Raw genomic sequence first — 22662 nt, forward strand, 5'->3', positions numbered from 1 at the left:
GGAACCAGACCATGTCCCGTTTCAAAATCCCTCTGATGGCGAGCCTGCTGGCGCTCGCCGGCTGCACCGCCGGCCCGGACTATGTGCGTCCCGAAGTGCAGTCCGCTGCGACCGCGCCTCTGCTCGGCGCGAATCATCCGGCCTTCACCCTGGAGGCCCCCGAGGGGGATTGGTGGCGCCTCTACCAGGATCCGGTGCTCGACGGCCTGATCGCCGACGCGTTCCGGGCCAACACCGATCTGCGGGTTGCGGCGGCCAATCTCGATCGCGCCCGGGCCCTGCTTCGTGAAACACGCTCTCAGCGCCTGCCGCAAACCAATGTCGGCGCGGGCGCCGGCTATGGCCGTGTCTCCGAAAATCAGGTCCTACCGGGCACCGATCGTGAGGATTGGAGCTTCGACGGCGGGCTCGACGTCTCCTACGAGGTCGATCTTGCCGGCCGGGTCCGCCGGTCGATCGAAGCAGCCCGTGCCGACGTCGCCGCCACCGCCGAGATCCGCCACGCCGTCCAGCTGACGGTCGCGGCGGAGACGACCCGTGCTTATGCCGATGCGGCCGCCGCCGCGGAGCGGCTCGACGTTGCCGAGCGCAGCCTGGCGCTGATCGATCGTACGCTCGGTGTCACTCAACGAAGGTTCGAAGCCGGCTTTGGCACGCGGCTCGACGTGGTTCGCGTTACCTCTCTGCGCGACCAGCAGCGTGCCGAATTGCCGACGCTTCGAGCTGAGCGCGACGCGGCCTTGTTCCGCCTCGCCGCGCTCACCGGTCGCGCGCCCGCCTCCTTGTCCCCGAGTGCGGGCGCGCGCCGGACCATCCTCGAGCTCGATCGCGCGATTCCGGTCGGGGATGGGGCAGGGCTTATCGCCAGACGGCCGGACGTGCGCGAGGCCGAGCGCAGGCTGGCCGCGGAAACGGCACGGATCGGCGTCGCCACCGCCGATCTCTATCCCAACATCACCCTTGGCGGCTCGATCGGCGCCACCGCGACCTCGATCGGCGATCTGTTCACCGGCGGCGCCTTCCGCTTCCTGCTCGGCCCGCTGATCAATTGGTCGTTTCCGAACCAGGAAGCGGTGCGTGCCCGCATCCGGGCCTCCGAGGCCTCTGCCGATGCGGCCCTCGCGCGCTTCGACGGTGCGGTGCTCGAGGCGCTGCGCGAGACCGAGACCGCCCTGTCGGCCTACCGCAACGCCATCGACCGTCGGGAGGCGCTGGCCTCCGCCCGCGACGCGGCCAATCGTGCGGCCGAGATCGAGCGTGCCCGGTTACGCGCTGGCCGGTCCGATTCCCTGTCGGTGCTCGATGCCGAGCGCACCCTCACCGAAGCCGAAGCCGATCTCGCGCTTTCCGAAGCCCGCATCGCGAGTGCGCAGATCGATCTGTTTCGGGCGCTGGGCGGCGGCTGGTCGGCGGATCAGAGCGTCGCGGCGGTCCGGCAGGGAGCGACGCCGCCGAACGGCGGCACCTTGGCGGCGAGCCGCTGATCAGGCGATCGGCGGTCTCGCCGAGACGGATTTCGGCACCAGCTCGGCCAGCAATTTGCGAACGCTCTCGCCGCTGAACGGCTTCTCGATGATCGGTCGCCCGCAGCGCTCGACGAAGCGGGCCGCCGCCTCGCTCAGCGTGTCGCCGGTGACGAACCCGATGCGTGGCAGCAAATGCGGCTTTTCGGACGCGATCCAGTCGAACAGGGCGGGTCCGTCGAGACCCGGCATTCGCAGATCGGATACGATCACGTCGAAGTCCGCTTCTTCCAGCCGCGCCTTTGCGTCCCAACCGCTCGCGGCGATCTCGACCGTGTAGCCGGCGCGTTCGGCGAACAGGCCGAGGACTTCGGCGACATCCGCCTCGTCGTCGACGACGAGCACGGTGCCGCGGTGGGTGACCTCCGGGATCAGCCGTTCCGCCTGCCGCAGCGGCGCCTCGACGATTCCGGCGACTTCCAGCGTCAGCCGGAAGCAGGCGCCGCCGCCATCCGTCTCGATCAGCTCGAGCTTGCCGCCATGCGCCTCGACCAGACCGAGCGAGAAGCTGAGGCCCACACCGGTGCCGCTGCCTTGCGGCTTGGTGGTGAAGAACGGCTCGAACACCCGTCGGCGGATCTCGTCCGGCACGCCCGGCCCGTTATCCTCAACCTCGATGCAGACCTTGCTGCCGTCTCCTGACGGCCCCACCCGGACGGCGAGGCGGCGGGCGCCGCTCTGCTCCTGAAGTGCCTGCTGCGCGTTGACGATCAGATTGACCAGGACCTGGTGGAGTTGATCGGGATCGGCATGGAGCGGCCGCAGATCGGGAACGATCTCGCAGGTGACTTCGATGCCGGCCGTGCGAAGCGAATATTCGGTGAGATCGAGTGCCGCCTCGACGATCTCGCGAGCTTCGACGCTGCGCCGTTCGGGCGCCTTCTGGCGCGCCATGGCGAGGAAGGTCTGGACGATCCGGGAGCAGCGTTCGGCGGCCCGGCGCACCTTCTCGGCCCGGGTCGCGAACTCGGTGCCCTCGGCCAGTTCCTCCAGCAACGCGCTTTGCGCGGTAACGATGGTCAGCGGATTGTTGAGCTCATGGCTGACTCCGGCAAGGAGGCTGCCCAAGGCGGTGAGCTTCTCCGCCTGGTGCAGCGCGTCTCGGGAGCGGGCGAGCTCTTCCTCGGCGCGCTTGCGCTCCGTCAGGTCGACGATCGACGCGATCACCGCCGGAGCGCCCTTGTAGGTGATCCGCCGCCAGTTCATCGACACCGGAAAGCGTGCCCCGTCGCGCAGGAACTCGGCCTCGTAATTGTCGTGCTTCGGATGCGTCCGCACGAATTCCAGAAACTCGGCAAACGCTTCCGCATCCTTGGTCCAGCGGATCGGATCGACCGCCCGTTCGTCGCCTTCGGGAACGCCCATCATCTCGTAGAAGGCCGGATTGCCGAGGATGACGCCGCCATTCTGGGCAATGACGACGGGGACCGGATGCGCTTCGGTGACGGTGCGGAAGAGATGTTCGCTCTCGCGAAGTGCGGCATCCGCATGGGCGCGCTCCAGGGTCGCCCAGGTCCGTTCTGCCACCTCGTCGAGCAGGCGGAGCTCGGCCGCGGTCCAGCGCCGCGGCCTGAATTGCTGGGCGGACATGATCGCTCGCAGGACGCCGCCCTTGACCAGCGGCACGCTTGCGAACGCCTGCACGCCGACGTCGTGGAACCGGGCGCGCATGGCCGGGGAGACGTCTTCGTCGGTGCCGACGTCGAACGAGACGAGCGGCTCGCCGCGCCCATGCGCCCGCAGATAATCGTCCGGGAAGTCCGTCATCGGATAGTCGTGCGCGGACAGAACCGGCCCGTCGGCACGCCAATCACGACCAACCCGCATCAGCCCGGCATCCCAATCGATCGTCGCGAAGACAATTCGGTCGGCGTGGAGTTCGGCACCGATCTGATCGGAAACAATGGTGAGGATGGTCTCCGGGTCGAACTCGTCACGGATCGCATCACCCAGGCGGAGGAGGAACGCCTGGGTGCGGTCGAGGCCGTCTCCGGCTTCGATCGCAGTGCCAATCCAGTAAGCGATCGCCCCGTCCGCGCCACGCACCGGACGCGCCGACACGAGAAAGGCGCGGAGGCCGCCACCGGCATGGTGCAAGTCCGCGGTGACTGCAAAAGCGACGTTTTTCGTCCCATGCTCTCGCACCGCGTCGACCAGCGGCCGATGGGATTCGAGGTCGTGCGGCTCCTCGCCGGTCTGCTCGCGCCAGCGGCCGTTGATCCAGCGCACCCGTCCGTCGCGCTCGGCCACCCAGCAGATCACCGGCAAGGCCTCGGCAAAGCTGTGGAAGTGGCTGCTGTCCATGAAGGACGCCGATATCATCTGATTGGCCTCCTTCATCCGCACTCCCCCGATGGCGTTCCGGCGATCCCCTTAGCGAGGATCGGCCTTGCAGGCGAGAGCAGGGCGTTCCGCCCGGAATTTCCATCTTTTCCTGCGGGTGTCGGCGGGCCGTGGCGTCGTCGGGGTAATTCGCGCGTGAAACGAATGGCACGAATGACGGAGTGCCCGCGTTGACGGGCCGGACGATAAATGGAGCATCGAATGGCCAACCCCGACAAGATCGTCGCCGTAGGATTGTTGACGCAGCGCGATCTTGAGATGCTCGGGGCGGGATTTCGCCGCGCCATTCCGCTAACCGACGTCTCCGAATTCGAAGATCTGCTCGCGGCGATCGACGAGGCGGAGCAGCGCGCCAATCAGCAGGATTAGGCGCGAGGCCCGGACCCGGGCGCGCGGTCGAGCGCATGCTTCTCGGCGACGCGAAACAACAGATCGAGATCCTCTCGGGCGACGTCGAAGGTTTCCCCAAGCTCCTCCAGTGCGCGGTCGACGTCTTCGGGAAGAATGCCGTTGGCGGTCGCGATCACCGTGTGTCCGGCGACCGGCACCGGCCGGTGCGGATAGGAATGGCCCGAGAAGCGGTGGAAGAGCAGGCCCGTCGCGACCAGCAGCAGGGCATTGAGGCCGACCGGAAGCAGGACGAAACCATAATCGGTCGCGGCCGGGCTCCCGCCGGCGAGGATCGGAAGGATTGCGCAGGCGCCGCCGGGTGGATGGAGGCAGCGCAGCGCCGACATTGCCAGGATGGCGAGCGAGACGCCAAGCCCGAGCGCCAGCTGCGGATCGGGGATCAGGCGGGCGATGGTGACTCCAACGAGCGCCGAGACGATGCTGCCGCCGACGATCGGCCACGGCTGCGCCATCGGCGACGACGGCACCGCGAACAGCAATACCGCCGAGGCACCCATCGGCGCCACGAGGAACGGGAAGCTGCCGGGATGCGGCGCCAGGCTCGAGGCGGCGGCGGTCGCGGCGATGCCGAGCAGCGCACCGAGGCAGGCGGTCAGGCGATCCGACCAGCGCGCACCGGCGAGGAGCGGCACGAAAAGCCGCATCGAGCGAAGGCGCAAGGACATCAGGCGGGATGTGCGCTCAGGATAGGCATGGCGGATCCGCACCCAGGCGACACGGGCTGTTCGCGCCGGATCGGCTGCGATATGCCGGAGCGATGGACAGCAAACGCAGGATCCTGATCGTCGGCGGCGGCACAGCGGGCTGGCTGGCTGCGGCCTATCTCGCGCGGTCGCTGGGTCTGCCGGACAATAAGCACGTCGAAATCACTCTGCTCGAATCGGCGGAGATCGGGATCATCGGGGTCGGCGAAGGCACCTTTCCCACGATCCGGAACACGCTGAAGTTCCTCGGGATCGAGGAGGCGCGCTTCATCCGAGAAACCTCCGCGACATTCAAGCAGGGGATACGATTCACCGACTGGGCCCGCACGCCCGACGGCGACGATCACCATCATTTCTTTCATCCGTTCGAAGCGCCTTTCTATGCCGAAGGCGCCGAGCTGGTTCCCTACTGGCTGCTGCAGGACGAGCTTACGCGTCCCCCGTTCGCGGAAGCCATGACGATCCAGAACCGGGTTGCGGAGGCGAAGCGTGCGCCGAAGCGCCCGGACGAAAGCGACTTTTCCGGGCCGCTCAACTACGCCTACCATTTCGACGCCGCGAGCCTTGCTCGCGTGCTCGCCGGGCGCGCCGCCGAGCTCGGCGTACGCCACATCGAAGACCTGCTCGAAGGCGTCGAGACGGATGGCGAGCGCGGCATCGCGCGGGTCCTCACCCGCGAGCATGGTCCCCTCGAAGCCGATCTCTATGTCGATTGCACCGGATTCCGTGCCGAGCTGATCGGCCGCGCGCTGGGCGAACCGCTGAAGTCGATCCGCTCGATCCTGTTCACCAATCGTGCTCTGACCTGCAAGATCCCCTATGCAAGCACCGCGACGCCGCTGGAGAGCTACACGATCGCAACGGCGCATGAGGCCGGCTGGACGTGGGACATCGGCCTTCGCGGCGCGCGCGGAATCGGCTGCGTCTATTCGAGCGACCACCTTTCCGACGATCGCGCCGCCGAGATCCTCCGCGCCTATGTGGGTGCCGCGGCCGACGATCTGCCGTTTCGCCGGATCGCATTCGATCCGGGCTATCGCGAGCGGCAATGGGTGGGAAATTGCGTCGCGGTGGGGCTCGCCGGCGGCTTCCTCGAGCCGCTGGAATCGACCGGGGTCGTGCTGATCGAGGCGGCGATCACGATGATCGCCGAGCTGTTCCCCCACAGCGGGCCGATCGACGCACCCGCCCGGCGGTTCAACCAGCTGATCGCCGCGCGCTACGACAACATCATCAATTTCCTGAAGCTCCATTACTGCCTCAGCCAGCGCGACGAGCCGTTCTGGCGCGACAATCGCGACGAAGCCTCGATCCCCGAGCGCCTGCGCGAGCTACTCGAGCAATGGCGATATCGTCCGCCCGGCCGGTTCGATTTCATCCTCGATCTCGAGAGCTTCGCCTTTTTCAACTACCAGTACATCCTCTACGGCATGGGCTTTCGGACCGATCTGTCGCCGGGTCGCGGCGATTTCCCGAACGTCCGCGCCGCCGACCGGATCTTCGCCCGCATCCGCAGCTTCGGCGAGCGCGCCACCCAGGACCTCCCGTCCCACCGCGCGCTGATCGACCAGATCAACGAGGAGCCGGAGCGGGCGTTCGCGCTCTGAAGTCCGACGTCGACGTTCGCTGCCCATCTCCGCACGGATCCGTCCTGGGGATCTAGGCAGGTTTGGGCGCAAGCTTTGCATCGAGCGAGTCCAGTTCGCCCGATGCCCGCGCCTGCTTGCCATAGACCAGTTCGAACAACGGGCTGGCCATCACGGTGGTGACGATCGCCATCAGCACCAGCATCGAGAACAAGGTCGGCCCGATGATGCCTTTCTGCAGGCCGATATTGATGATGATCAGTTCCATCAGGCCGCGGGAGTTCATCAGCGCGCCGATCCCAAGGGCCGTGCGATTGTCTTCGCCGGCGATGCGGGCCGCGGCATAGCAGGCGCCGAATTTTGCGAAGATCGAGGCGGCGAGGATGCCGAGCGCGATCAGCAGCAATTCTCCACTGTTGACCATGTCCATCCGGGTGTTGAGCCCCGAATAGGTGAAGAACATCGGCAGCAACAGCACGACGGCGAGCGGCTCCACCTTCTTCTTGAGTTCCTCGGCGAACAGGCCGCGCGGCATCACGGCACCGAGGATGAAGCCACCGAAGATGGCGTGAATGCCGATCGCGTCCATGAAGAAGGCGGACAGGCAGAACAATGTCATCGTGATTGCGAGCACGGTCATGCTCATCTCACCGGTGCGCTCCACTACCCGACCGAGCGGCGCGAGCAGCTTGCGGCCGAACAGCATCAAGAAGGCGGCGTAGCCGACGCCGCCGACGATCGCGAGCACCGCGACACCCGGGCCGGCACCAAAGGTCGCGAGCACGACCGCAAGCACGCACCAGGATACCGCATCGTCGAACGCCCCGGCGGTCAGCGAAAGGGTGCCGAGCGATGTTCGCGCTAAGCCCCGTTCGTTGATGATCCGGGCCAGCATCGGAAAGGCGGTCAGCGCAATGCAGGCGCCCATGAACAGGGTCGCACTGCTCGGCGCGATACCGGGCGCGAACAGGCCGGGGACCTTGAGCAGGAATGGCGTAATCGCGGCGGCGACCAGGAACGGCACCACGATCCCCGCCAGCGACACGCCGAACGCGCTGCGCGCCTTCGACTTGAAATGGTCGATTTCGAGCGTGATGCCGACCAGGAACATGTAAAGGCCGACTCCGAGCTGTGCCCCCGTGTAGAGTACGTTGCGAGTTTCCTTCGGGAAGATCGCAGCCTGCAGATCGGGAAAGAACAGGCCGAGCAGCGATGGCCCGAGCACGACGCCGGCGATCATCTCGCCGACCACCTGGGGTTGGCCGAGCAGCGTCTTGCCGAGCCAGCCGACGACCCGGCAGGCGACCAGTATGACGGCGAGCTGCAGGAAGAAGTGGATGCTGAAGTCGCCCGGAGCGTAACTGGTCGACGCCGCGGCGACGGCTGGGCCATGCGGATTGAGGATGTCGCCCACGGCATCGCCGAGCATGTCGAGATAGTCGGAAATCATTCGGTCCCCCTCCCAAGGAATCCTGATGTGCACCAGCCGTTGCGCGGCGTCGCGCACGAAGCAGCCTTTCCAGGCCGGTCCGCGCAACTCGAAAATGACCGCATTGCGAGGGGCGGTGCCAGTTTTCGAAATGGTGAGGGCAATCTGTTGCGAGACCGCTACATTGTAGGTAGGTACCTACATCCGTTCGTCGCATAGGGGGCGCGCGGCAAGGCGATCGGAGTGGCGGATGAAGGTGCTGAGCAGCCGCGAATTCAACCAGGATGTCAGCCGGGCCAAGCGTGATTCGCGGCTCGCGCCGGTGTTCATCACCGACCGCGGCCGCCCGACCCATGTGCTGCTCAGCATCGATGCCTATCGGCGTCTTTCCGGCCATGCAGAGTCGATCGTCGATCTGCTTGCGATGACCGACCCTCCCGAACTTCCGCTCGCCGATCCGGGGCATGCGGCGGGCGGCTGGCCACGCCGGGCGCCGCGCCGCTAATGTATTTGCTCGACACCGAAATCGTCGCCGAGTTGCGACGCGCAAAGGCAGCGGGCACCGGCCTCGCAACCTGGGCGGCCGGCATCGACCGGGCGCAGCTGTTCGTCTCCGCGGTCACGTTGCTGGAGTTCCAGTCCGCGGTGGTGCGGCTGATGCGGACCGACAAGCATTCGGGCGCGGCCCTGCGGGCGTGGATCGACACTCAGCTCGTGCCCGCGTTCGCCGGCAGAATACTCGCCGTCGACGCTGCGGTGGCGCGGCGCCGCGCGCCGCTGGCGCTTGCCGACGATCGCGATGCCCTCATCGCCGCGACGGCTCTGGAACATGGCCTGACCCTCGTCACCGGTCGGGCCGCGGTCTTCAAGGGCAGCCGCGTGAAACTCCTCGATCCCCTGAACTACGAGCCCGATGCGTTCGAGGATGATGCCGATTGGCAGGAGGCTGGGCGCGCCGGACCGCTCTGGCTCAAGAATCTTTTCGTCCGAACCTGACCCTCCGGTGCGATCGGCGACGCCCGTTCCTTACCCTGGCGTGCATCCCTAAATAGCAGGAATGACCCAGAGCGCCTTCTTCATCCCGCATGGCGGCGGCCCATGCTTCTTCATGGACGATCCCTCGGGGCAATGGACCGGCATGGCCGAATTCCTGCGGGCTCTGCCGCAGACCTTGCCGGCTCTGCCAACCGCGATCATCGTCGTGTCGGGCCATTGGGAGACGGAGGGCTTTGCCTTCACCGGCGCCGCGCAGCCGGGCCTGATCTACGATTATCACGGCTTCCCGCCGCATACCTACGCACTACGCTACGACGTCCCCGGTGCGCCGGAATTCGCCGCCCGGGCGGCCGGTCTGTTGCGCTCGGCCGGCCTTGAGGCGACCGTGGATTCGCAGCGCGGGCTCGATCACGGCGTGTTCGTGCCGATGATGGTCGCCTTCCCTCAGGCCTCCATTCCGATGGTCGAAATGTCGGTAGATCGCCGCCTCGATCCGACGCTACACATCCAGGCCGGGCGGGCGCTTGCGGCGTTGCGCGACGAAGGGGTGCTGATTCTCGGGTCCGGCATGAGCTTCCACAACATGCGGGCTTACGGCGATCCGCGCTTCACGGCGGCTTCCGAAGCGTTCGATGCCTGGCTCGCCGGCGCCGTGGCCCTGCCCGGCGACGCTCGTGCCGCGGCGCTCGCTGCCTGGGCCGAGGCGCCGGCCGGGCGCCTGTCCCACCCGCGGGAGGAGCATCTGCTTCCGCTGATGGTCGCGGCAGGAACCTCCGAGCGTCCCGGTGCCCGCGTCTATGGCGAACGGGTTCTCGAGACGGCGATCAGTGGCTTCCGCTTCGACTGAGCTCAAGAGGGTCCGAGTTCCCGGTTGATGCCCCTTGCCGCGCAACAGGTCGCGAACGCGACCGCAGTGCCGAGACAGAGCTGGTACGGAAAGGCGAGTGCCTTCCAGCCCGCCGGGAGTCCGATCACGTCCACCACATAAGGCTGCATCAGCAGGATCGTCACGAAGCCGGTGATCAGCGCTGCCACGACCGAGGCCGAAGATCCGCGCCGGGTGAACAAGGCGGTGAAGAACACGCCGAGCAGGCCGGAATAGGCGAACGACATCACGGCCAGCGCGAAGGTCAGCAGCGGCGTGTCGGAATAATGCTGCCAATGATAGCAGAGCACGGACATCCCGAGCAGAGCGAACCCGAGCGCGACCATCCCGAGCCGGCCGGCTGCCACGAAATGCGAGGCCGGCAAGTCCTGCCTCCTCGTGATCCAGGGCCGGTAGAAATCCTCGATCAGCACCGATGCCATCGAGATCAGGCCCGAATTGACCGCTGCGGCGGCAAGGATGCCGACGGCAACGAAGCCGCGCACGCCCGCAGGCAGTTCGGTCAGGATATAGTGCATGAAGATGGTGATGGTCTCGCCTTCGAACTCGCCGGCGGCGACCGCGCTGCGCCCCATCAGATCGGGGCGGCCATAGAATATGTAGAGCAGCGAACCGATCGCCATGAACAGCAGCACCACCGGGATTGCCGACAGCACCGACAGATACAGGGCGCGACTGCCCTCGCGGGCGTCGCGGCAGGCGAGTAGACGCTGGGTGGTGTCCTGGTCGAGCCCCATGCTCGCGAAGAACAGCAGGGTGATGCCGGTGAGGGTCGCGACCACCGAAAAGGGCGCGCTCGCATCGAGCGACCAGTCGATCAGTCGAAGCTTGCTGCCGCCCTCCGCGGACGTTGTCAGGGCGGCGAGGATCTCGGCATTGCTGGCCGGGATCGCAGTCCGCAGCAGCGCCAGAACGACGAGCGCGGCACCGGTGTAGAGCAGGACCTGGACGAGATCGGTCCAGACGATCGATTCGAGCCCGCCCAGGAAGGTGAAGGCAAGACCGACGACGACCAGCGCCAGCGACGCGAGGAAGATATTGCCGGCATCGACCTCGCCGAAAATGATCATCGCGACGGCGATCGCAGCCAGATACAGGCGGGCGCCGCTCGCAAGGATACGGCCGATCAGATACATGCCGGCCGCCGCCCGCATCGCTTTGGCATCGAAGCGGTGGCGCAGCAGTTCGTAGACGGTGGTGACGCGGAGCGCGTAGAGGCGCGGGATCAGCCAGCGCGAGATAAGCCAGGCGGCAAGCAGCGGCCCCGCATAACTGGCCAGATAGGTGTAGTCGCCGCGGTAGGAATAATCGGGGGCGCCGAGGAAGGTCGCTGCCGATTGCGTGGTCGAGAGCACGGACACCGCCACCAGCCAGATCGGAACCCTGTGCCCGGCCAGGAAATAGTCGTCGGCGTCGCGTTGCCGGCGGGTCGAGAGCAGGCCGGCGAGGGCGAGCAGCAGCACGTAGCCGCCGACGATCGACCAATCGAGCGCGGTGAAGCCGCCGGTCACATCGAATCCCCTCGAACGTAAGCGAGCAGCCCGGCTACGAGCCGGTCGAAAACGATGCGGACGCGCGCCACCGATCGCAGATCCTCGTGCATCACGACCCAGCAATCCAGCGCGAAGTCGAACAGGTCCGGCAGGATTCGCACCAGAGCCGGATCGCGCTCGCCCAGTCGAACCTGGCAGATCCCGATGCCGAGCCCAGCCCGAATGGCCGCGAGCTGGACGAGATCGCTGTCGCTGCGCACGGCGAAGTCCTGAAGCCGGATCGGGAGCCCGGCCGTGCGCATCGCGCGCACCACGGCATTGTCCTGCTCGACGCCGATCAGGCCGCGCGCCACCACCGCCTCGAAGCTTTCGGGCAAGTCTCGCACCAGGTTATGGCGGGCGAACAGGCCAAGCGCGATCGTGCCGATCTGCCGGGCGACGAGCGCTCCTTGGCTCGGCGGAACCATCCGGATGGCGATGTCGGCCTCCAGCCGAAGCAGATCCTCATTGCGGTTGCTGGCGGAGAGCTCGAGCGCGAGCGCCGGATGCGCAGTGCGGAGGGAGGCGAGAATTGATGGCAACACCTCGACACTGATCACCTCGCTCGCGGTGACTCGCACCGGCCCGGCGATCGCCTGGTCGTCGGCTGCCGCGCGGGCAAAGGCGGCGGCGGCGAGCTCCATCGCTTCGGCATGGCTGCGCAGGCGCAATGCCGTCGCGGTCGGAATCAAGCCGCTTGGCGCGCGGGTGAATAGAGCGGTGCCGAGCTGCGCCTCGAGCTCCTCGATCCGGCGCCGCACGGTGGGATGGACGAGGCCGAGGCTGCGCGCGGCGGCGCTGAGACTGCCGGTGCGCAGCACGGCGAGGAAGTTACGATGCAGCTCCCAATCCGTGCTTCCGTTCGCGCTCATCATTCTGTGTTAGGCTGCCTGGCACTCCATGGCAATTTTCATCATGGTCGTCGGCGTCCATCTCTCCTTCAGAAGGAGAACGGACATGGACGAATCGAAAGTGGCTCTGGTCGTGGGCGCCCGCGGGGGCATCGGCAGCGAAACCGCGCGTGCACTGGCCCGCCACGGCTGGCGGGTGCGCGCCCTTGCCCGCCGCGCAGGCACGGATGCGGCATTCGATTGGATCGAAGGCGATGCGATGGAGGGTGCCTCGATCGTTCGCGCCGCCGATGGGGCACAGATCATCGTCCATGCCGTCAACCCGCCAGGCTATCGCGGCTGGGCAAGGCTGGTCCTGCCGATGATCGACAACACGATCGCCGCTGCGCGTGCTTCGGGCGCCCGCATCCTGCTGCCGGGAACGATCTACAATTACGGGCCCGACGCCTGGCCGGTGCTCCGGCCGGAGTCGCCGCAGCACCCTGCCACGCGCAAGGGGGCGATCCGGGTCTCGCTGGAGCGGCGACTGGAGCTTGCGGCGGCCGATGGGGTGCGCTCGGCGATCCTGCGCGCCGGTGACTTTTTCGGTGCCGATGCCGGCAACAGCTGGTTCTCGCAGGCGCTGGTGACGCCGGGCCGGCCGGCACGTGCAATCGGCTATCCCGGCCGCCGCGGCATCGGTCATGCCTGGGCCTATCTTCCGGACGTCGCCGAGACATTCGCTCGGATCGCCGCGATCGAGGCGACGCTTCCGGCCTTTGCGCGCTTCCATCTTGAGGGCCACTGGGATCCGGACGGCACCAGGATGGTGGGAACCATCGCCGCTGCGCTCGGCCGACCGGACCTCCGCGTGAAGCCATTCCCATGGTTGCTGCTTCGGCTCGCGGCCCCGTTCAACGAGACGATGCGCGAACTCATCGAGATGCGCGCATACTGGGAGCATCCGGTTCGTCTCGACAACACGGCGCTGATCCAGGCGCTCGGCGCCGAGCCGCGGACCCCGCTCGCCGACGCGGTGCGAGCGACGTTGGCAGGATTGGACGTGCGCCCCGCCTGATCGCCGCTTGCGCCTGCGCTGCGCCGATGCTCTCGTGGCGCGATGCTGGTGCCCCTGATCCTGCTTCCGGGCCTGCTGTGCGATGCGACCTTGTGGCGCGCGCAGGTCCGCGACCTTGCCGATGTCGCTGCGGCGATCGTCCCGGATCTTGCTCTGGACGACAGCATCGAGGCGATGGCCGCCCGGGTTCTCGCCGCCGCGCCGCCGGTCTTCTCGCTCGCCGGCCTGTCGATGGGCGGCTACGTCGCCTTCGAGATCCTGCGCCAGGCGCCGGAGCGGGTCAAGCGGCGGGCCTTGTTCTCGACCAGCGCGGCGGCGGACGATCCGGCGCGCATCGAAGCACGGCGGCGCGGCATCGAATCGCTGAAGCTCGGGCGGTTCGCGGGGGTCACGTCATGCCTGCTGCCGCAGCTCATCCACCCGAGCCGGATCGGCACCGAAATCGGTGAGAGGGTGAAGGCGATGGCCAAGCGCGTCGGCGGCGAAGCCTTCCTCCGCCAGCAGCAGGCAATCCTCGATCGGCCGGACAGCCGTCCCGGGCTGCCGGCGATCCGCGTGCCGACGATCGTTGCCGTCGGCGACGCCGATCTGCTGACGCCGCCCGGTCACTCTCGCGAAATTCACGCTGCGATTGCGGGGTCGACCTTCCACCTGTTCACCCAATGCGGCCATTTGCCCGCGCTTGAAGCACCGGAGGAAACAAGCGCTTTGCTGCGCGCATGGCTCCTTCGCTGAGCTTTCGCGCGTCAGCGGAACACGTCTTCGACACCCTGCTCCGATATTTGCTCAGCCCCCTTTGCGGCTGCGGTGGGACAGCAAGCGGGCAAAACCGACGAGACTACCGCTGCGCCGACCAGGAACCCCATCCAAAAGGCCATCTGCGCCTCCCAGGCGACGCCGCATCAGCACGACGTGATGCAACTGGGAGAGTCTGGAAAGCTGGGGGTATGCGCTGGATTGGTGGAGCTCCGGCGGCCTCCAGGTTGCGCGGCGCAACCCACCCCGCCTAGGCTGCCGCATCCTCTCTTGCGGAGCCCCCGATGACTTTGAAGCTGGTCCTGCTTGCCTCCCTTGCGCTCACCACCGCAACCGCTTCCGCGCAGGACGCCGGCTCGGCTCCGGTGGGCGGGGATATCCCCGCCAAGTTTACGCCGCCGACCGAGAATCGCGATTATGTGAAGCGCGAAGTGATGATCCCGATGCGCGACGGGACGAAGTTATTCACTGTCATCGTCTTCCCCAAGGGGCTCACCGGCGCGCCGATCGTGCTCACCCGCACGCCCTACAATGCCGCAGGCCGCGCCAAGCGGATGGACAGTCCCAGCATCCTCTCCACCCTGCCGCTGGCCGACGAGATGTTCGTCAAGGCGGGCTACATCCGGGTCTATCAGGATATCCGGGGCAAATATGGCTCGGAGGGTGACTATGTCGTCACTCGGCCGGTGATCGGGCCCCTCAACACGACGGAGGTGGATCATGTCACCGACGCCTGGGACACGATCGAGTGGCTGGTCAACAAGGCCAATTTGCCGGAGTCGAACGGCCGCGTCGGCATGATCGGCTCCTCCTACGAGGGGTTCACGGTAGTGAACGCGCTGCTCAAGCCGCATCCGGCTCTCAAGGTCGCCGCACCGGAAAGCCCGATGATCGACGGCTGGATGGGCGACGACTGGTTCCATTACGGCGCCTTCCGGCTCGCCAACATCGCCTGGCTTGGCGCGCAGACCGGCTACAAGGGTGAAGGCAAGGCACCGCCGACGGGCGGTTATGACGATTACGACAATTTCCGCCGGATCGGCTCGGCCGGTGCCTGGGCGAAAAAGTCCGGCTACGATCAGCTGCCCTTTTGGCAGCGCATGGTCGACCATCCGTCCTACGACGCCTTCTGGCAGGGTCAGGCGCTCGACAAGCTGGTCGCCGCCAATCCCTCCGACGTGCCGACCCTGTGGGAGCAGGGCCTCTGGGATCAGGAGGACATGTACGGCGCGATCATCACCTGGGAGGCCCTCAAGGCCAAGGGCAAGACCGGCAACAACTTCCTCGTCATGGGCCCGTGGCGGCACAGCCAGGTCAATCGCGACGGCCGCTCCCTCGGGGTGTTTCAATGGGAAGGCGATACCGCTGCCCAGTTTCGCGAGCAGATGGTGCTGCCCTTCTTCAACCAGTATCTGAAGGACGGTCCGCCCGCGCCGATGCCGGCGGCGACGATCTACAATACCGGCGAGAACAAGTGGGATCGCCTGAGCACCTGGCCGCTCGCCTGCGAGCAGGGATGTCAGGCGCCGCTCAAGCCGATCTACCTTCAGGCGGACGGCGCCCTCGGCTTCGACAAGGCCAAAGCGGGCGAGGACAGCTACGTCTCCGATCCGGCCAAGCCGGTTCCGCATCTGCCGCGGCCGGTGAATTTCGGAGACGGGCGCTGGGGCGAATATCTGGTCGCCGACCAGCGCTTCGCCGACGGCCGCCCCGACGTGATGACCTACCAGACCGAGGTGCTGACCGCGCCGGTCCGAGTCTCCGGGGCGCCGATCGCGGAGTTGTTCGCCAAGACCAGCGGCACCGACGGCGATTTCGTCGTCAAGGTGATCGACGTCTATCCGGACGAGGTCGCGACCGACCCGAAGATGGGCGGATACCAGCTGCCGATCAGCCTCGACATCTTCCGCGGGCGCTATCGCGACAGCTTCGAGAAACCGAGCCCGATCCCGGCCGGCAAGGTCCAGCGCTATCGCTTCCGGCTCCCGACGGTGAACCATGTCTTCCAGCCCGGCCACCGGATCATGATCCAGGTGCAGTCGACCCTGTTCCCGGTCTACGACCGCAGCCCGCAAAGCTATGTGCCAAACATCTTCCTCGCCAAACAGGAGGACTACCGCAAGGCGACGATCACCCTCGCACGGGGCGGCAGCGCGGCAAGCGCGATCTGGCTGCCGGTGGTCCCCGTCGATCAGAGCGCGGCGATGGTGAAGTAGGAGGGTAGGGCATCGGTCATCCTGGCGCCGACGCCCGTTCGCCGAGCCTGTCGAAGCCCAGTCCTTCTCCCTCCTTGCCCAAGATCAAGGAGAAGGCTTCGACACGCTCAGCCCGAACGGTGTCGTGGATGTCCGACCCTCACTCTCGACCGTCGACGCGGCTTGCTACCAATTCCTTGCGGCCGCGGTCCAGCGACCACAGCAGGGTCGGATCCGACCGATCCCACTGGATCGCCTGGCCTGGCGTCGGGATCGGGATCGTCGCGACATGTTCGAGCCGAGAGCCCGCCTCGGGCAGCCGCAGGACGTATATTTCGGGGCGATCGTGGCCGGTGACGTAGAGCAGGCCGTCCTTGCCCCATGCCCCGCCCGATGAACTATAGGGGGCGAACCGTTCCAGCACGCTTTTCGGGAACAGCCAGGCGCCCTGTTCGACGAAATGCCGGTCGAAGCGAACGAGGGTGGTCGCGCGATGGTCGCGGCCCGTGTCGGCGCCCTTGTTGCCGTAATTGGCGAAGCACGCCCACCAGCTGCCGTCATGCCATTCCAGCCAGGTGAGCGAGCCGCGGCCCGGGCCGAGACTGCGGCTGCGGACATGTTCGAGGCTGGCGAGATCGAACCATTCGACCGAGCTCGCCATCGGCACGTCGGGATAGTTGGACGCGGCGCACACCAGTGCCCTTGCCGCGATCGTGCAGCTGTTCATGTGGATGAACTGGGCTGGATCGCCGCGCCACTGGGCGACGCGCTTGCCGGTGCGCCGATCATATTTGCCGATCTCGGAATTGGCGATGGCATAGACATGGCGCGCATCCGCGGCGACGCCCTGGCGTGCCTCCTCGGCCGCGATCCGCGATACTTCCTGCGCCGGCGGCAACATCGCGGGCGCCAGCAGCAGCGCGGTGAACATTGCCAGCATCAGAAATGCGCCGAGATGCCGGCCCAGAAGGTGCGGCCGTAGCGTTCGTTCTGGATCACCCAGTCGCGCCGGCCGCCCTGATACTGGCGGGTCGGCTCGTCGGTGAGGTTCTGGCCTTCCACGAACAGGGTGATGCGATCGGTCACGGCGAAGCTCGCTTTGGCGTCGAGGCGGCGGAGATCGTCATTATACTGATCGACAAGCGGATCCGCATCGGCCGCGATCAGCGCCCGTCCGGTATGATGATAGGCGAGCGAGGCTTCGACCGGTCCTTTCTGGTAGAAGAGCTGCGCGCCCCACAGCAGATCGGATTGTTCAGGGAAGCCGGTCGTGCGGCCGGTGCCCTCGCCGGCGGCCGGAATGCGCAGGGTGGAGTCGATCAGCGTCAGGTTGAGATTGACGCCGAGGCCGGAGAGAAGGCCAGGCAGGAACGTGAATTGCTGCTGATAGGCGGCTTCCAGGCCGACGATGTCGGCGCTCTCGCCATTTTGCGGCTGGGTGACGCTGATCCGGACATAGTCGGCGCCGCCGATGCTGCCATTCCCGATCTGGGAGGTGGCGCTGAAGATCGGGTTCTTGATGAACTTGGCGAATGCTCCGAGGCTGAGCAGGGCGCCTTGCGCGAAATAATATTCGCCGACGAGATCGAGCGAGTCCGCGACATAGGGGCGGAGCGCTGGATTGCCGAGCGACACGTCCGCCTCGTCGCCCTCGGGCGTGATCTGGCCGCCGGGCGAGAGGCTGGCATAGCTCGGCCGGCCGAGGCTGCGGCTGTAGCCGGCGCGGACGATCACGTCGTTGGCCGGCGTGATCCGCACGATGAGGCTCGGCAGCACGTTGGTATAGTCGTTCTTCTGGGCGACCGGCAGCACGCTTGCGGCGCCGGCAAGCTGGAAGCCGGCGATGTCGAGCTTTGTATGCTCGACCCGCACGCCTGCGGTCACCGCTACCGTCCCGAAATCGAGGTTCGCCACCGCGTACCCCGCGAGCACGTCCTCGCTCAGATCAAGATCGGAGACGGTCGCATTGACCAGGCTGGTCGCGGCATCGCGGACGAACAGCGCCGATCCGAGCTTGCCCTCGGTGTAAGCGCGGATCAGGTCGGCATCGATGGTCGGATCGATCAGATATGTCCTGCCGTTGCCGACGCGCACTTCCGCGGCGGGGCCCGCGAGGCCCGCACCGGCAAGGGTGAAGCGATTTGCCGCCGATCCGCGATTGTAGATCTCGTTGGCGACGTCGAAACTCTTGTCGGTGGTCCGGTATTTGGCGCCGAACCGGACGAAGCTGTCGCGCCCCAGGCCGAGCTCGCGCCTGGCGTCGAGGCGGAAGGCCCAGATGTCCTCCTCGCCGCGCTCGTCCTGCTCGCTATACTGGCGGAACTGGAGGTTGGATGCTCCGACTGCCGTCCGAGGCATCGCGGTGAACATCTTCTCGCTGAAGTCGAAATCGACCGGGCCGACCGGGCTGACGTTGCGGAACTGCCAGAGCTGGTTCGGCTCGATCACTTCGTTGTGGATGCGGGCCGCGCCATAGTCGATCGTCCAGTCGCCGAACCGGCTTGTACCGCCAATCATCCCGGCGAGCACCGACTTCTCCTTATATTCGAGCCGCAGGTCCGATCGCTGGGCCGTCGCGGTGGAGGTGCCGGCAAGGCCGTTCGGCGCCAGCACCAACGCGCCGCTGTCGATCAGCGCTTGGCCGCCATCGGCGAAATCGAGCCGGTAGCGCTGCCGATACTCGTCTTCGGTGAAGCGGCTGTAGATGCCGCGGATGTGGAATTGGTGATCGTCGCTCGGCCGCCAGTCGAACGATCCGGTCGCGCCGATCCGCTCCCGCTCCAGCCGGTAATCGGTATATTTGAGGTTGATCGGCAGCCCATCGCGGGCGGCGCCTGCGACCAGCGCCCAGTCGTCGGGATAGAGGCCGAAGCTCTGGAAGTCGCGCCTGGAATAGCTGCCGCCGAGCAGAAGCCCGAATTGCTGGTCGACGCCGAATCGGCCGCCGACGCTGACATCGCCACGGACCGGCACCTTGTCGTTGAGCTCCTGATAGCCCGCCTGGACGTTGGCCTGGATCGAGAAGGGCTCGCGGAAATCGAACGCGGTCTGCGTGACGAGGTTGATCGTTGCGCCGATGCCCTGGCCTTCCTGGTCGGCGGTCTTGAGCTTCGAGACCTCGACCCGGTTGAGCAGCTGTCCGGAAATCACGTCGAGCGGCAGGCGCCGCGTGTTGCCGTCGGGATTGCCGATCTCGAAGCCGTTGACCGTGTAGGAATTGAGGTCCGAGGGAACACCGCGCACAGCCACATAGCGGCCTTCGCCCTGATCATATTGCACGCCGACCCCGGGCAGCCGCTCGATCACTTCGGCGACGTTGCGGTCCGGCAATTGGCCGATCTCATCGGCTGCGGCGACATCGGTGATACCGAGTGCGTCCCGCTTGAATGCGATCGAGCGCTCGAGCTGGGCTCGCTGGCCGGTGACGACGATCGCGTCCTCGGAGGCCGGCGCGATCTCTTCAACCTGTGCGAATGCCGGCGCCGCGCCGAGCGCCGCGAGGGCTGTGCCGACAAGAAATTCGATCCGCATATTGGGTCCCCGCGTCCGTTCGGGAGGGACCTAGCGAGGGCGGATGACGCTGCTGCGACGGCGGCGTGAAGGATCGATGACGGACCCGCGGAGACGCCGTACGAACGGGCGCTGCCCGGGGCGGAGAACCGCACCGGGCAGGCAGATCGGACATTTCAGCAAGGGGCATGCCGGCGGGACGGGTCCCACCGGCGTACCGCGCTCAGCTGGCGATGTCGAACAGGCGGTTGTAGCGCTGGAAGCCCTTTTCCTCGGCGAGGCTTACGACCTCTTCCTCGGTCAGGACCTGGGTTCCGACAACATACTGGCCGCGGAATTCCTTGCCCTCGATGATCCGGTGATAGACCGGGCGATAGGTCTTGCGCAGGAACTGCGCAGCCTCGCTGGCGACGCCAGGGCTGATCGACGGCACGTGCTGCTTGGGAAGCGCGGCGCTGGCGAACGGGCGGATCGTGGCGGTACAGCCGGTCTCCTTGCGCCATCGCGTGATGGTTTTTTCGCCGACCCCATATTTTTCGGCAAGTTGCCGGTTGGTCTTAACAGGGGCGTGATCCGCGAAATCGGGCGGGCAAGTAAGAATGGCCATGTCTGCCTATCGGCTGTTGGGGACGCACCGTGCGAGGAGGAGGTGCACGGCAAGTCCCAATTGGTGATTTGGCCGCGAAAATCAACCCTTTGTACTCTTGACGCGGTGGGAAGCCGTCTCCGCCAGAGACAACCCGGTGACTCTACGGTACGCAATCGCACTTTTCGCAGCCGTCCGGGTGACGAGCGGCGCTGGATGGCCCGAATCGCTGCGGCGCCTGCGTCCCGCCTCGGCGTCCGCGTCGCTGCGATTCGATTTGTCATAATTTCCCCCGATAAGGGCGTCGACGCGCAGAGGGGATTTCAGATGCAGCCTCGTGATCGTGACGATCCATTGGTGCGGCCGGTGCGAACGGAGGAGGTTCGCAAGCGTCTGTCCAAGGTCGACAAGCATGTCGGCCCCTCCGGTGCGCCGCGGCGGCGCTATCGCACGATCTGGATCTCCGATGTCCATCTCGGCACCCGCGGCTGCAACGACCGGCTGCTGATCGACTTCCTCGACCATGTCGACAGCGACAAGCTCTATCTGGTCGGCGACATCATCGACGGCTGGCGGCTGAAGAAGCGCTTCTACTGGCCCGAGCGGCACAATGCGATCGTCCGCCGGGTGATGAAGCGGGCGAAGCGCGGCACCGAGGTGATCTACGTGCCCGGCAATCACGACCAGATGTTCCGCCAGTTCGCCGGCACCAGCTTCGGCGGCGTGCAGATCCGCCGCCGCGCCGTCCATGTCACAGCCGACGGGCGCCGCCTGCTGGTGCTTCACGGCGACGAGTTCGATGCCGTCGTGATGGCGCACCGCTGGCTCGCCTTCCTAGGCGACGCTGCCTACACCTTCCTGTTGAAGATGAACGTCGTCGTGAACGCGGTGCGCCGGCGTTTCGACCTGCCTTACTGGTCGCTGTCGAAGCACGCCAAGCACAAGGTCAAGGACGCTGTCGCCTTCATCTCGCGGTTTGAGGAGACGGTTGCCCATGCCGCCGCGGTCCAGCAGGTCGACGGCGTCGTCTGCGGCCACATCCACACCGCCGAAACGCGCGAATTCGGCGGTATCACCTATTACAATGACGGCGATTGGGTGGAGAGCTGCACCGCGCTTGTCGAGCATGATGACGGACGCATGGAGATTCTCCACTGGGCCGACGAGATCGCTGCCCGCATCCAGGAACCGGGGCTGAAGGCCGCCGCCTGATGCGGATCCTGATCGTCACCGACGCATGGACGCCGCAAATCAACGGAGTCGTCCGCACTCTGCAGGCGACCCGACGGGTGCTGGAAGCCGCCGGGCACGTGGTCGCCCTGATCTCGCCCGATCTGTTCCGATCGGTGCCGTGTCCGAGCTACAAGGAAATCAGATTGGCGATCGTGCGGCCGTCCGTAGTGGGAGCCCGGCTTGAGGCATTCGCGCCGGATGCGATTCACATCGCCACCGAGGGGCCACTCGGCCTTGCCGCGCGGCGCTGGTGCCTTCGACGCGGCTTCCCGTTCACCACCGCCTATCATACCCAGTTCCCGGATTATCTCGCCCGCCGAACCCGCCTGCCGGCGGGATCCTTCTGGCCCTACATTCGCCGCTTCCACCGGCCGTCCTCCGCAATCCTGGTGTCGACGGCGACGGTCGCGGCGCAACTCAATGCGCAGGGACTAGCCCGCACCCGCTTGTGGAGCCGCGGCGTCGATCTGGCCTGCTTCCATCCGGATGCGCCTCCGCATCCGCGGATGGCGCGGCTGCCCGGACCAATCCTCCTTCATGTCGGCCGCGTCGCGGTCGAGAAGAATATCGAAGTCTTCCTCCGGGCGCGGCATCCTGGAAGCAAGATCGTGGTCGGCGATGGTCCGCAGCTGCGTGTGCTCAAACGCCGCCATCCGGAGGTCGCGTTCCTCGGCGCGCTGCACGGCGCCGAACTCGCCTCCGCCTATGCCGCGGCCGACGTTCTCGTCTTTCCGAGCCGCACCGACACGTTCGGGCTGGTGATGATCGAAGCGCTCGCCTGCGGCACACCCGTGGCCGCTTTTCCGGTGCCCGGCCCGGCCGACATCGTCGTCGAAAGTGTCGGAGCGTTGCGCGAGGACCTCGACGCGGCGATTGCCGCGGCCGTCGGCCGCGATCGCGCGACCTGCGCCGCATATGGCCGAGGCTTCAGCTGGGAGGCGAGCGCCGCCCAGTTCCTCGACGCATTGGAGCCGTTGACCTTCGCGCGGTAACCGGTGGCGCGTGCCAGACTCAGCTTTTCCTGAGGAGCGCCAAGCTTCGGGGCGCCTCAGGCGGCCCGCACG

At 66.6% G+C, this 22662-nt stretch carries 19 protein-coding genes; 11 read left to right on the forward strand and 8 right to left on the reverse strand.

Annotation, left to right across the window (positions count from 1 at the left end; translation table 11 throughout):
* Window positions 1–11 precede the first annotated feature (11 nt).
* Complete coding sequence (locus C7I55_RS15605; protein WP_106513948.1) at window positions 12–1484, forward strand: efflux transporter outer membrane subunit; 1473 nt, start codon at window positions 12–14, stop codon at window positions 1482–1484.
* On the opposite strand, the gene C7I55_RS15610 is transcribed toward C7I55_RS15605, so the two are convergent.
* Entirely contained in the window at window positions 1485–3863 is a 2379-nt protein-coding gene (locus tag C7I55_RS15610) for a hybrid sensor histidine kinase/response regulator (RefSeq protein WP_106513949.1), read from the reverse strand.
* Window positions 3864–4067: 204 nt separating this feature from the next.
* On the opposite strand from C7I55_RS15610, the gene C7I55_RS28515 reads away from it, so the two are divergent.
* Window positions 4068–4235 carry a hypothetical protein gene (locus C7I55_RS28515; protein WP_199192848.1) on the forward strand — a complete coding sequence of 56 codons (168 nt, stop codon included), beginning with the start codon at window positions 4068–4070 and terminating at the stop codon, window positions 4233–4235.
* Here C7I55_RS28515 and C7I55_RS15615 read toward each other — a convergent pair.
* The gene (locus C7I55_RS15615; protein WP_332888427.1) at window positions 4232–4942 is read right to left on the reverse strand and encodes an HPP family protein; all 711 of its coding nucleotides are present in this window, start codon (window positions 4940–4942) and stop codon (window positions 4232–4234) included. The genes C7I55_RS28515 and C7I55_RS15615 overlap by 4 nt on opposite strands.
* Before the next feature lie 92 nt (window positions 4943–5034).
* Here C7I55_RS15615 and C7I55_RS15620 point away from each other — a divergent pair, with 92 nt between their 5' ends.
* Entirely contained in the window at window positions 5035–6588 is a 1554-nt protein-coding gene (locus C7I55_RS15620; RefSeq protein ID WP_106513950.1) for a tryptophan halogenase family protein, read from the forward strand.
* 52 nt (window positions 6589–6640) lie between these two features.
* Here the strand turns inward: C7I55_RS15620 and C7I55_RS15625 are convergent, their stop codons facing one another.
* Complete coding sequence (locus C7I55_RS15625; RefSeq protein ID WP_106513951.1) at window positions 6641–8017, reverse strand: cation:proton antiporter; 1377 nt, start codon at window positions 8015–8017, stop codon at window positions 6641–6643.
* Window positions 8018–8246: 229 nt separating this feature from the next.
* On the opposite strand from C7I55_RS15625, the gene C7I55_RS15630 reads away from it, so the two are divergent.
* The 3 genes from C7I55_RS15630 to C7I55_RS15640 all read left to right on the forward strand — a co-directional run bounded on the left by C7I55_RS15630 (window position 8247) and on the right by C7I55_RS15640 (window position 9839).
* Complete coding sequence (locus tag C7I55_RS15630) at window positions 8247–8501, forward strand: type II toxin-antitoxin system Phd/YefM family antitoxin (RefSeq protein WP_106513952.1); 255 nt, start codon at window positions 8247–8249, stop codon at window positions 8499–8501.
* Window positions 8501–8992, forward strand: coding sequence for a PIN domain-containing protein (locus C7I55_RS15635; RefSeq protein WP_106513953.1), 492 nt, complete (start codon window positions 8501–8503; stop codon window positions 8990–8992). Before C7I55_RS15630 ends, C7I55_RS15635 begins: the two co-directional genes overlap by 1 nt.
* A gap of 61 nt (window positions 8993–9053) precedes the next feature.
* Window positions 9054–9839: a DODA-type extradiol aromatic ring-opening family dioxygenase gene (locus tag C7I55_RS15640; protein WP_106513954.1), complete on the forward strand. Its 786-nt coding sequence runs from the start codon at window positions 9054–9056 to the stop codon at window positions 9837–9839.
* A 2-nt stretch (window positions 9840–9841) separates the two neighbouring features.
* On the opposite strand, the gene C7I55_RS15645 is transcribed toward C7I55_RS15640, so the two are convergent.
* A complete protein-coding gene (locus C7I55_RS15645) occupies window positions 9842–11389 on the reverse strand; it encodes a sodium:solute symporter (protein ID WP_106513955.1) in 1548 nt (515 codons plus the stop codon).
* Complete coding sequence (locus C7I55_RS15650) at window positions 11386–12285, reverse strand: LysR family transcriptional regulator (RefSeq protein ID WP_233222237.1); 900 nt, start codon at window positions 12283–12285, stop codon at window positions 11386–11388. The genes C7I55_RS15645 and C7I55_RS15650 overlap by 4 nt, the downstream gene beginning before the upstream one ends.
* 82 nt (window positions 12286–12367) lie before the next feature.
* On the opposite strand from C7I55_RS15650, the gene C7I55_RS15655 reads away from it, so the two are divergent.
* The 3 genes from C7I55_RS15655 (at window position 12368) to C7I55_RS15665 (ending at window position 16290) form a co-directional block, all read left to right on the forward strand.
* A complete protein-coding gene (locus tag C7I55_RS15655) occupies window positions 12368–13318 on the forward strand; it encodes an NAD-dependent epimerase/dehydratase family protein (protein ID WP_106513956.1) in 951 nt (316 codons plus the stop codon).
* Between the two features lie 48 nt (window positions 13319–13366).
* The gene (locus tag C7I55_RS15660; RefSeq protein WP_233222238.1) at window positions 13367–14053 is read left to right on the forward strand and encodes an alpha/beta fold hydrolase; all 687 of its coding nucleotides are present in this window, start codon (window positions 13367–13369) and stop codon (window positions 14051–14053) included.
* A gap of 305 nt (window positions 14054–14358) precedes the next feature.
* Window positions 14359–16290, forward strand: a complete 1932-nt coding sequence (locus C7I55_RS15665) for a CocE/NonD family hydrolase (protein WP_106513958.1) — start codon at window positions 14359–14361, stop codon at window positions 16288–16290.
* 139 nt (window positions 16291–16429) lie between these two features.
* Here the strand turns inward: C7I55_RS15665 and C7I55_RS15670 are convergent, their stop codons facing one another.
* From C7I55_RS15670 to C7I55_RS15680, 3 genes are all read right to left on the reverse strand, one after another.
* Window positions 16430–17209, reverse strand: coding sequence for a hypothetical protein (locus tag C7I55_RS15670; protein WP_106513959.1), 780 nt, complete (start codon window positions 17207–17209; stop codon window positions 16430–16432).
* Window positions 17209–19800: a TonB-dependent receptor gene (locus C7I55_RS15675; RefSeq protein WP_106513960.1), complete on the reverse strand. Its 2592-nt coding sequence runs from the start codon at window positions 19798–19800 to the stop codon at window positions 17209–17211. The genes C7I55_RS15670 and C7I55_RS15675 overlap by 1 nt, the downstream gene beginning before the upstream one ends.
* Window positions 19801–20002: 202 nt before the next feature.
* Window positions 20003–20386, reverse strand: coding sequence for a hypothetical protein (locus C7I55_RS15680; protein ID WP_106513961.1), 384 nt, complete (start codon window positions 20384–20386; stop codon window positions 20003–20005).
* Window positions 20387–20692: 306 nt separating this feature from the next.
* Between C7I55_RS15680 and C7I55_RS15685 the strand changes: the two genes are divergently transcribed.
* Both C7I55_RS15685 and C7I55_RS15690 read left to right on the forward strand, forming a co-directional pair.
* On the forward strand, window positions 20693–21577 hold the full coding sequence (locus tag C7I55_RS15685; protein ID WP_106513962.1) for a UDP-2,3-diacylglucosamine diphosphatase: 885 nt from the start codon (window positions 20693–20695) through the stop codon (window positions 21575–21577).
* Entirely contained in the window at window positions 21577–22590 is a 1014-nt protein-coding gene (locus tag C7I55_RS15690; RefSeq protein WP_106513963.1) for a glycosyltransferase family 4 protein, read from the forward strand. The genes C7I55_RS15685 and C7I55_RS15690 overlap by 1 nt, the downstream gene beginning before the upstream one ends.
* Window positions 22591–22662: the final 72 nt, after the last annotated feature.

It is taken from the genome of Allosphingosinicella deserti (genome assembly GCF_003012735.1).
GTDB lineage: Bacteria > Pseudomonadota > Alphaproteobacteria > Sphingomonadales > Sphingomonadaceae > Allosphingosinicella > Allosphingosinicella deserti.

Excerpts from the sequence above, each read along its gene's own strand:
- C7I55_RS15605 (WP_106513948.1), top strand. The coding sequence starts at position 12 with ATGTCCCGTTTCAAAATCCCTCTGATGGCGAGCCTGCTGGCGCTCGCC.
- C7I55_RS15610 (WP_106513949.1), bottom strand. The coding sequence starts at position 3,863 with ATGAAGGAGGCCAATCAGATGATATCGGCGTCCTTCATGGACAGCAGC.
- C7I55_RS28515 (WP_199192848.1), top strand. The coding sequence starts at position 4,068 with ATGGCCAACCCCGACAAGATCGTCGCCGTAGGATTGTTGACGCAGCGC.
- C7I55_RS15615 (WP_332888427.1), bottom strand. The coding sequence starts at position 4,942 with ATGTCCTTGCGCCTTCGCTCGATGCGGCTTTTCGTGCCGCTCCTCGCC.
- C7I55_RS15620 (WP_106513950.1), top strand. The coding sequence starts at position 5,035 with ATGGACAGCAAACGCAGGATCCTGATCGTCGGCGGCGGCACAGCGGGC.
- C7I55_RS15625 (WP_106513951.1), bottom strand. The coding sequence starts at position 8,017 with ATGATTTCCGACTATCTCGACATGCTCGGCGATGCCGTGGGCGACATC.
- C7I55_RS15630 (WP_106513952.1), top strand. The coding sequence starts at position 8,247 with ATGAAGGTGCTGAGCAGCCGCGAATTCAACCAGGATGTCAGCCGGGCC.
- C7I55_RS15635 (WP_106513953.1), top strand. The coding sequence starts at position 8,501 with ATGTATTTGCTCGACACCGAAATCGTCGCCGAGTTGCGACGCGCAAAG.
- C7I55_RS15640 (WP_106513954.1), top strand. The coding sequence starts at position 9,054 with ATGACCCAGAGCGCCTTCTTCATCCCGCATGGCGGCGGCCCATGCTTC.
- C7I55_RS15650 (WP_233222237.1), bottom strand. The coding sequence starts at position 12,285 with ATGATGAGCGCGAACGGAAGCACGGATTGGGAGCTGCATCGTAACTTC.
- C7I55_RS15655 (WP_106513956.1), top strand. The coding sequence starts at position 12,368 with ATGGACGAATCGAAAGTGGCTCTGGTCGTGGGCGCCCGCGGGGGCATC.
- C7I55_RS15665 (WP_106513958.1), top strand. The coding sequence starts at position 14,359 with ATGACTTTGAAGCTGGTCCTGCTTGCCTCCCTTGCGCTCACCACCGCA.
- C7I55_RS15670 (WP_106513959.1), bottom strand. The coding sequence starts at position 17,209 with ATGCTGGCAATGTTCACCGCGCTGCTGCTGGCGCCCGCGATGTTGCCG.
- C7I55_RS15675 (WP_106513960.1), bottom strand. The coding sequence starts at position 19,800 with ATGCGGATCGAATTTCTTGTCGGCACAGCCCTCGCGGCGCTCGGCGCG.
- C7I55_RS15680 (WP_106513961.1), bottom strand. The coding sequence starts at position 20,386 with ATGGCCATTCTTACTTGCCCGCCCGATTTCGCGGATCACGCCCCTGTT.
- C7I55_RS15685 (WP_106513962.1), top strand. The coding sequence starts at position 20,693 with ATGCAGCCTCGTGATCGTGACGATCCATTGGTGCGGCCGGTGCGAACG.
- C7I55_RS15690 (WP_106513963.1), top strand. The coding sequence starts at position 21,577 with ATGCGGATCCTGATCGTCACCGACGCATGGACGCCGCAAATCAACGGA.